Source organism: Hyunsoonleella sp. 2307UL5-6, from assembly GCF_047345485.1.
Taxonomy (GTDB): domain Bacteria; phylum Bacteroidota; class Bacteroidia; order Flavobacteriales; family Flavobacteriaceae; genus Jejuia.
Map to the genome: position 1 here is coordinate 1 of NZ_JBLFEN010000015.1, position 6,361 is coordinate 6,361.

The following is a 6,361-nucleotide window of genomic DNA, read 5'->3' on the forward strand; positions in this document are numbered from 1 at the left end:
CAACCCGAGTTATTTCATAGTAAAAGGGGAGCGGTTATTCCGCCATAAATCTACCTTTATAAAATTCCGCTATGTTGGCTGATATAAAAAACGCACTATTGACACCAACGTTGTTGTATAAGATTAGTTGCGTGTTTTAAGCACTAAAGTTAGCAAATAAATCACAAATAGAAAGTCCGCGAGGACTTTCGTAAACTGGCTAAAACTAGCAATTAATTTTATACGGTGTTACCTGCAGGCTTTTATTCGTGAAACTCAAACATAGCTTTTCCTTTTTCAGAATATTCTTTTATTTCTTTTTTATATAATTCCAATGGATTAATGTCAAAATCAGCTAATGGTATAGGAATATTTTTAATTAATCTGTATTTAGTGAAAAGTTCATACCATTCATTTTTAAACCAAGCCAAAGAATTATAATAGAGTAATAATTGCTCAAAATCTGTCAATTGAGCTCTTAGTGTTTTTATGTAACCATATTTTTCAGAGGTCTTAAGGAATTCATTTTCTTTAATAAACTTAGCTGTTTGGAATAAATGCCTATAATAATGTCCTAATTTATTGATGTGTCCTTCATATGGATAGTAACTAAACTCAATAGAGTTTTCTGTGTGGTCAGAAGATGAAAATTTATAAACATAAGGGTTTATTTTGTCAGTTTTTCTATGTTCCAAATATGATTCTCGAATTGATGAATTTAAAAGGCTTTTTACATATCTAAATAGCTTTTGTTCTTCACTATTCATAAATTCAAAAAAGTGTTTTTCTGAATTGATACTTACTCCAAAAAAGAATAATTTATATGAAAATGACATTAGATTAATATTTTTAAATTCTTCTTCATTTTCTGGTACAGTATTGTGTTGAGCAAATACACACATTTTATAACAAAAGCGTAATTCTCGAAACATATAAATGAAACAGTTTCGTCCTACAATATTATCCGTGATTTTCATTTCGTCAACATTTATTTTATGTAATCTTAGTAATTCATAAAATTTATTTTCGAATCTTTCAATTTTTAAATCTTTCTTTTGTTGTTCATTCGCTTGATATTGAATGTAAAATGCAAAGAAGGTTAATATTGCAGCGATAATAGCAATAAAAGGTCCCATTATTCCTCCAATTGTATCTCCAATATTTCCAGTTTCGCTAAAATCGATTCCTAAAATATTTGGCCTTGTAAATAAGTAGGGTAATGAAAAAAGAATGAAAAGCATTAAAGCAGAAAATCCAATAATAAGTATTAAGTCTTTTTTTTTCATTCGAGTGTTTTTTCAGCTTGCAGGTAACGTTATTGTGTATGGTTAGTTGCGTTGTTAAGCAACTAATTTAGTAAACAAAAACTTGCCAGAGAAAATTCCGAAGGAATTTTCCAAATAAGCACTTGCCAAAGCAATTAATTATACACGGTGTTGGCAAATCGTATTTTATTTTCAATAGACTATTTCGGTTATTATTAATCGTTTTATAAAATAGTCGGTCACATTAACTTTAGATTTTATCATTCGGTCAGCAATAAATTTTGGGTCAATCGTGCCAGCTGCTTCTCGAATATCGAGATAATCAATTAGAAAATCCGATTTATTTGAAATTGAATTTAAAGCTCTCGAATAACTACCAACATAATTTATATCAATCCAATTTTTTCGAGATTCGATTATTGAATCTTCATTGATTGGTTCCTTATATCGAAAAGATGATTCTGACGTACTGTATCCGAGAGTTCCGTCTGGCATTAAATATTTCCTTTTGATTTTTAACATCGGAATATTGTTATTGCTCAAAGTCAGTTTTTCTGGGTTACGCTCAATCCAAATTGAATCTGGAACGCTGTAAATTTCTAATCTCAAATTACTTTTTTCAAGATATTCTCGACTACTTTCCGAGATTTTTTTCCAGTATTCGGTTTGTCCTTTTGATAATTCATTTAAGAATTGTTTGTAGGCTTTTTTAGTATCTAAATTCGGATATTGCCTTTTGAGAAAGTTAGTCTCAAAGTCGTTTACAAGATAAGTCAGAGTTTCACTGTTTTCTTGTCCCAAAACTTTTTCAAATTCCGCTATATCTTTTTCGTTTGAACAACTAAAAGTCAGAAGTAAAATTATAGTTAGATAGATGAATTTCATTGTTCGGTTATATGTTTGCCAACGGTCTCGGCTATGAGTAGTTGCGTGGTTTAGCACTTAACTTTGCAAGTACACACCAAGTTGGAAATTCCGCAGGAATTTCCAAAGTAGGCGAGAACAAGCAATTACTTATAGCCATTGTTGTGCGTAGTTATTTTTTAGTTTTTCAAATTCTTTTTCGTATTTCTCAATTCGAGTTTGGTCTTTTGTCGATAAAAGAAATGGTTTTCTTTTTCCGATAATCATTCTGTCGTAAACCAAATTTCCATTTTCATCTTTTATCTCGACTTCGTGATAAGGTCGAAACATTGAACATTCCGTTTTGGTCAATTTGACTGCAAGATTTGCATATTCTTTTGTTGGAAATTGATTGGAAAGTTCAAGTATTTTTAAATTTCTCAGATTTGCAATTGGTTCGAGAGATTCGTCTCCGACTTTTATGTTAGTCAGTCTCAAATATTCCAATTGAGGAAGTTTAGATAGCGGTTTTAAGCTGTCCACTTTTAACTTTTTATCTATTCCACCATCTAATGACAAACTTTTGATTTTAGTCGCTTTCTCTAATGCTGACAAGTCCGAAATTTTAGAATAATCTCTAATCGCCAATTTTTTCAAGTTCGGATTAGATTCGATATTCCAAAGTTCAGTCGCTTTTGTATTCCATTCTGTTATGAGAGTTTCGCACTTCTTCAAATTCTCTAAACAGCTTAAATCTTTTGCCAGAAATTGGTAAAGACTCACGTATTTCGGTTGATGAAGCGAAAAGATTTGTTCAATGTCTTTTTCTTTAGCTCCAATTAACCAAAGTTTTTCAATATTCAGTTCGTTTAATAGCTTTCTGTTTTTTACATCCGCACGAATATGCAATTCCGTTTTAGAATTGTCAAAATCCGCCAAATCAGAAGTGAATTCTGGCTTATTCTCAAATCTGTCTATTGTAATATCGTTCATTCTCTAATTACGCACAACGTTTACGTGTAAGGATAGTTGCGTGATTAAGTAACTTACTTACCAAAAATGGAACGAACCAGAGGGAAATCCGCAGGATTTTCCGAGTAGGTAAGAACCAAGCAATTATTTTTACACTTTGTTAGCAAACGTTTTTTATAATTTTTCATTAAATATTTTTTCAATCAAATCATCGAAATCCGTAGCAATAATTTCTAAGTTATTGGTTTCCTCATTACTTAAAGATACATTCCATATGTAAATCGGAGAATTTAAGTTTTCGATATCTATACAGAAATAGTCGCCACAAAGAGCATCCCCAATCAAAAGCAGTTTTGGATTTAAACCGTAATCTTTTCTGTCACCCAAATTTCTCCAAAGAATATTTAAAACAGCTCCATTTTCAAAGTCAACATTTGGATACGCTCCAAAAAAGTCAAATCCATTAATATTTCCAGAACCATAATTTTCTATAAAATGGCGATAATTTTTTGGAATATTAAATCCGAGTGATTTTTCAATATTTTCAATTACAACTGAGTCAATTTTGCCGTTAAATCTACAATTATCAATATTCTGTTCGATTGTCATTTTCAAATGTTTGCTAACGTTTATGCATATGGAAAGTGCGACTTTGTGTGCGAGGATTTTCCGAAGGAAAATCAGAAGCTAGCAAACGAGCAAAGACCATTTGATTAAGCACTAAAATAAGCATTTTTTATATGCGGTGTTAGGCAACGTTTTTATTAATCGGATTATAAATTTAAAAAACAGAAAAATGGACAACAAAACAGAATTAGCAGTAAAACAAATTAGGTCAATTCAGATGCCTTTTTTAACAGAACCATTAACAAGTGGTCTAAAGTATGAGCTTAAAATAGCTATCAATGAATTAAAAATTCATATAACCAAATATGAATCCTATTTAGATAAAATAGTTATTACCAAATTACGTCATAGTCCTGATGTTCAGAATCCACTTGTCGGACAAAAAGATTGATTTGGTCAGCAGTATGAATTATGTCAGTTACTTTAAATAATAAATCATTGTGATATATTTTTTCTCCGATTCTAGGTATTATTTCTAAATTCGGTTGAGCTACAATTTCTTTAGTTTCTTTAAGAATAATTTTTGTTTTCATAAATGTATTTGTTTTTTAAACGTGATGTATTTCAAATGTTGCCTAACGTTTTAGTGTAAACAAAGTACGGGTTTGTGGGCAGCGATTTTCCGAAGGAAAATCGTAAGCAAGCAAACGAGTACTTTATAAATGTAAGCCACAAAAATAGTATTTTTTTTACACATTGTTGGTTTTAAGTAGTGCGCCAGTATTAAGTGCAATTACGGAATAGCGCAAAACAACCGCAAACCCCAAGGGCATAATGAGCAAAAAACACTGTTTTTAGTGCCAACCAGAGACTTGGCAAACTTTCCACCGACAATAGCTTGGAAAAGAGACCAACCCGAGTTATTTCATAGTAAAAGGGGAGCGGTTATTCCGCCATAAATCTACCTTTATAAAATTCCGCTATGTTAGCTGATATAAAAAACGCACTATTGACACCAACGGTGCTGTGTATGGAAAGTTGCGTGCTTGTGTGCGAGGATTTTCCGAAGGAAAATCAGAAGCTAGCAAACGAGCAACTAACATTGGTTTAGGTAAAACTAGCAATTTTTTATACACGATGTTGCCAACTGTTTTTATTATTCAAATTATTAACTTTTTAAATTCAAAATATTATGAAATTCAATCATTTTTTAAATCGCCAGAATTTTTGGTTTGTAATGTGTCATTTAGCAACTTTATTTTGGCTGATGTTTTTTTTGTATTCTCATCAATTAGAGAATCAAATCGATAGTTTGTATTCTGAAATTCAGTCTTTAAATTCTGAAATTCGGATTTTGAAACAGCAGGAAAAAATCGATTGTAAACACTTAGCAAACCAAACAAAATGAATATTGGTAAATATATTTTCTGGTACAAAGTCAAAGGAGTTTTGTTAACAGACTTTTTATATTTTAAATGTCCGCCCAAGTCTTTTGCTTTAATGCCTTTTTCGGTCAGTCTGTATGTTACTGGATATGTTTCCTCAAAATATCTATGCGCCATACCGAAATTCTCTATAGCATTGGTTAAATCTAAAAACCATCCTAATTTTTCCCTTTCAAGATTATCGGCATTAATGCCTAGTCCTTTTTCTAAGGTAAATGAGATATTAAAACTCCCGATATCATCAATATTCTTTAATAGAATATCAAAATTTTCGATTTTGGTTTTCTCGTCAATCATTTTTCAGAATTTGAGTGAGTTCAAATTGTTGGCAACGTTAATGTGTATGGAAAGTAAGGGTTAAGTATAAAACTTCCATTCAGATTAGCGAAAAACGAGCAAACAAAAATTAATTTTAACAAGACACCAAACCCTTATTTTTTATACACGGTGTTGCCAATCCGTTTTTTATTTTCAATAGGTTGGTTTCATCTAGATATTTTTTTATTCATATGCGGTTTTTAATGGGTCTTATTTTTGTTGTTTCTGGGGTGTTATTGTTATATTTTTCAGCTAAAGTTATATGGCTATCTATTATTCAATCCAAAGCCATTAAGAAGCGTGACAAGTTGCAAAGAGAAATTCATAAATCTGAAATGCGAAAACAAATGCCGCTACTATAACTGCTGCTACTGACGCGTTTTTTACTGTTTTTTCATTTCTTTGAGATATTCTTAAATCCTGTTCTACTTTGTCTTTTTTATTTCGGTCATCTATTAGCTTTTGAGAATATCCACCGTCTTGCAAAAGGACTTCTCCATCTAAACTTATGCAATAATGCTCTACATCATTTCCGTTTCCGTCGCCCATCATTTTCATTCTAACCATATTATCTCTTTCAAGTTTATCTAATACGTTTAATATATCTTGACTAGATAAGTAAGTGCCTTTAGGTTTCGTATAATTGTTAGGAAGTCCATATCCATAATGATACGCAGGCTTTCTATTGTCATTCAAATAGTTTAGAACAGCGTCTAGTTTTTCTGTCGCGGGTGCGGTAGATACTTTTTCTTCCAAATACCCTTTTGGCATTTCAAATTCACTCATATTTTCTTTATCTGTCATTCCCTTATTATCTATTATGTCTATAGCTTCCTTTTAAATGGTTGGCAACGTGTTTGTGTATGATTTCGTTGCGTGTTTAAGCACTAAAGTTAGCAAACAAATCACGGATAGAAAATTCCAGCGGAATTTTCGTAAGTAGGCTATAACTAGCAATGAATTATACACATT

The 6,361-nt window shown here is 31.3% G+C and carries 7 protein-coding genes; all 7 read right to left on the bottom strand.

Annotated elements, in window-relative coordinates; all coding sequences use genetic code 11:
• Positions 1 to 242: 242 nt before the first annotated feature.
• On the bottom strand, positions 243 to 1,265 hold the full coding sequence (locus tag ACKGJY_RS15270) for a putative phage abortive infection protein (protein ID WP_413974769.1): 1,023 nt from the start codon (positions 1,263 to 1,265) through the stop codon (positions 243 to 245).
• A 171-nt stretch (positions 1,266 to 1,436) separates the two neighbouring features.
• Entirely contained in the window at positions 1,437 to 2,129 is a 693-nt protein-coding gene (locus tag ACKGJY_RS15275; RefSeq protein WP_413974770.1) for a hypothetical protein, read from the bottom strand.
• Positions 2,130 to 2,258: 129 nt separating this feature from the next.
• On the bottom strand, positions 2,259 to 3,080 hold the full coding sequence (locus ACKGJY_RS15280; protein ID WP_413974771.1) for a hypothetical protein: 822 nt from the start codon (positions 3,078 to 3,080) through the stop codon (positions 2,259 to 2,261).
• Positions 3,081 to 3,233: 153 nt separating this feature from the next.
• Entirely contained in the window at positions 3,234 to 3,668 is a 435-nt protein-coding gene (locus ACKGJY_RS15285; protein ID WP_413974772.1) for an SMI1/KNR4 family protein, read from the bottom strand.
• A 350-nt stretch (positions 3,669 to 4,018) separates the two neighbouring features.
• A complete protein-coding gene (locus ACKGJY_RS15290; protein ID WP_413974773.1) occupies positions 4,019 to 4,219 on the bottom strand; it encodes a hypothetical protein in 201 nt (66 codons plus the stop codon).
• A gap of 606 nt (positions 4,220 to 4,825) precedes the next feature.
• Complete coding sequence (locus tag ACKGJY_RS15295) at positions 4,826 to 5,368, bottom strand: hypothetical protein (protein WP_413974774.1); 543 nt, start codon at positions 5,366 to 5,368, stop codon at positions 4,826 to 4,828.
• 312 nt (positions 5,369 to 5,680) lie between these two features.
• On the bottom strand, positions 5,681 to 6,175 hold the full coding sequence (locus ACKGJY_RS15300; protein WP_413974775.1) for a hypothetical protein: 495 nt from the start codon (positions 6,173 to 6,175) through the stop codon (positions 5,681 to 5,683).
• Between the last annotated feature and the right edge of the window lie 186 nt (positions 6,176 to 6,361).

What these genes read in the sequence shown, in the direction of transcription:
- ACKGJY_RS15275 (WP_413974770.1), bottom strand. Translation starts at nt 2,129, where the DNA reads ATGAAATTCATCTATCTAACTATAATTTTACTTCTGACTTTTAGTTGT.
- ACKGJY_RS15285 (WP_413974772.1), bottom strand. Translation starts at nt 3,668, where the DNA reads ATGACAATCGAACAGAATATTGATAATTGTAGATTTAACGGCAAAATT.
- ACKGJY_RS15270 (WP_413974769.1), bottom strand. Translation starts at nt 1,265, where the DNA reads ATGAAAAAAAAAGACTTAATACTTATTATTGGATTTTCTGCTTTAATG.
- ACKGJY_RS15300 (WP_413974775.1), bottom strand. Translation starts at nt 6,175, where the DNA reads ATGAGTGAATTTGAAATGCCAAAAGGGTATTTGGAAGAAAAAGTATCT.
- ACKGJY_RS15290 (WP_413974773.1), bottom strand. Translation starts at nt 4,219, where the DNA reads ATGAAAACAAAAATTATTCTTAAAGAAACTAAAGAAATTGTAGCTCAA.
- ACKGJY_RS15295 (WP_413974774.1), bottom strand. Translation starts at nt 5,368, where the DNA reads ATGATTGACGAGAAAACCAAAATCGAAAATTTTGATATTCTATTAAAG.
- ACKGJY_RS15280 (WP_413974771.1), bottom strand. Translation starts at nt 3,080, where the DNA reads ATGAACGATATTACAATAGACAGATTTGAGAATAAGCCAGAATTCACT.